Source organism: Alteromonas sp. KS69, assembly GCF_003989595.1.
Lineage (GTDB): Bacteria > Pseudomonadota > Gammaproteobacteria > Enterobacterales > Alteromonadaceae > Alteromonas > Alteromonas naphthalenivorans.
The window spans coordinates 1-2153 of record NZ_PYHU01000062.1 but is presented as its reverse complement, the minus strand read 5'-3'; the positions used below and the strand labels follow the sequence as shown (position 1 = coordinate 2153).

At 38.4% G+C, this 2153-nt stretch carries 3 protein-coding genes; 1 reads left to right on the top strand and 2 read right to left on the bottom strand.

Annotation, left to right across the window (positions count from 1 at the left end; translation table 11 throughout):
• On the top strand, positions 1–211 hold a 211-nt coding region (locus tag C7Y69_RS21130), incomplete at its 5' end, for a transposase domain-containing protein (protein ID WP_148112479.1).
• Positions 212–309: 98 nt separating this feature from the next.
• On the opposite strand, the gene C7Y69_RS21125 is transcribed toward C7Y69_RS21130, so the two are convergent.
• Both C7Y69_RS21125 and C7Y69_RS21115 read right to left on the bottom strand, forming a co-directional pair.
• Complete coding sequence (locus C7Y69_RS21125; protein ID WP_126874073.1) at positions 310–1593, bottom strand: PIN-like domain-containing protein; 1284 nt, start codon at positions 1591–1593, stop codon at positions 310–312.
• 136 nt (positions 1594–1729) lie between these two features.
• Positions 1730–2026, bottom strand: coding sequence for a hypothetical protein (locus tag C7Y69_RS21115; protein WP_044056461.1), 297 nt, complete (start codon positions 2024–2026; stop codon positions 1730–1732).
• Positions 2027–2153: the final 127 nt, after the last annotated feature.

Genomic DNA, 2153 nt, shown 5'->3' with positions numbered 1-2153 from the left:
GAAAAAGCCGTTCGTCATAGGTAGAAAAAACTGGCTGTTTAGCCAAACGGCCACGGGCGCCAACGCCAGCGCTGTTCTCTACAGCATCATCGAAACGGCTAAAGCCAACGACCTGAACGTATTCGAGTATGTGATGACTTGCCTTGATGAACTCAGCCAGCCCGACGTCAATATCGAGCAACTGCTACCATGGCAGTTTGCTAAGCGCTAGGTGGAATTATCGGACGCTTACGCTAAAAACAGTTGGTTATAATTGTGAGGCACGAGCAAAACCAACTGTTTTTTGTCCGTTTAAATGCCTTGTTATATTTATGGTAAACACTTTGCCAGATATTCTAGATCATCAACTACACTTTCCAAACCCAATGGGTTTGTTGGGCGTTCATACATATGAAAGGAAGAGTTTTTACGATTTTCTAAAATTTCATTTGGTAGGCGAGACTCCATTTCATCACGGATCATAATTGCGTCAATTTTAAAATTAGAATTGTAATAATGCATAAGTTTTAAAGTAGGATCTCTATCGATTTGATTAAATTTATTCCAAACTTCGTCACGCTCTTTCTCAGACGCATTTCTCATCTCTAGCATTCTTTGTTCTGTCACCCGATCGCTTGCCATTCTATTTTCCATAAGAGCTGAACGAAGCTTTTTAACGATTAACAATGCTCTTTCTGCTAACTCTGAGTTCGAATTGAGTGATTGTTTAGTTTTAAATTTGACACTATCTTCAGATGATTTTACAGCTTTAACCACTTCTTCTTCAGCATTATATAACTCAAGTAAACTTGAAAGACTTATAATATGAAACGATTGCCCTTCTGATTTTTCTCTATATTCATCAACCAATTCAAATCTTGGGTATAGTGGTTTCTTTCCACTTTGGTGCCACCAGTCAGGTTTTTCGTCGCCAGAAATAAATACTAAATGCTTCTTTTTTTCAGCAGCTAGTAATAGGATTTCATGCCAGATAAGGAGATCTCCAGCTTGATTTTCATCTTTAGTTTTGTCTTTATAACCAGGCGGAATATTTAACTCATTTCTTCGTTTTAGATCTTTTTCAATATCTTGAATATTTAGCGCTTCATCGGATAGAACTCTACCACCTAATATTTCATGGTACATATCACTTACAGGATCGTTCCACCCCCACGATTTTATTACTTTAAGAGTCTTCTTGATTTCGCCTTGATAAGCTTTAATCGCTTCGCGAACATTATTTTCTTGCTCTTCCAGAGCTTTATATTCATCAAGTTCACCAAGTAAAGGATGAGAACCAACGTATTGAAAACTTTGGTTCATTTTTTTGGATAAGGTTTCGTTCATGTCTGCTATTTTTATAGCTCGATTATCCAAAAACTCTCTTACTGCCTGAGCAGGTAAAAACATTCTGTCTGTTTCAGAAAGTGATTTATAAACATCTTTTATTGCATTTAAGCTTTTTACTCCTGTTGTATATGGCAATAAGAGTACATTGGCATCTAATACAAAAATACACTCATCTTTAATTGCTTCTAATGGTTCCAGCTTGAAAAAAAATGTATCCGAAGGATTGGGGAATATTTCTCTTTTGTTGAATTGTAGATTTGACAACGAATAGTACTCCGAATAAATATAACTTTAAGCTAAGGGGCGCAGATACGTGGGGCATAATGGCGAAGCCGCCCCGCGTATAGGCGTCCCAGCGACCGGAGGGAGTGTACTTAAGCATTTTGTTAGAAGTGCCATGCTACCACCCCTCCAAATGTGTACCAACTTCTTTACCTTTTTCGAGGTCATCCTTTGCCAGATAGCCAAACTTGTTATGCTCATTTCGCATGCTTAGCCTATGAAATGTAATGCAAAAAAGTAAATATACAAACCAGAAAAAGAACAATAACCCACTAAACAATAGTGCTTTCTCTACTAAATCTAGGCCATCTCTAAAAAATACAATCGGAATTCCAATTAGGGCAACAAGCCACGAAATATGTAGAAAAGAAACTTTTGCAGCGGTCTTTAAAATAGTTGAGTTGTAATAAGACATTTGCAGATCCTTCTGGCACTTCTAACTTTAAGCTAAGGGGCGCAGATACGTGGGGCATAATGGCGAAGCCGCCCCGCGTATAGGCGTCCCAGCGACCGAAGGGAGAGGCTTAAGCGCTTTGTTAGAA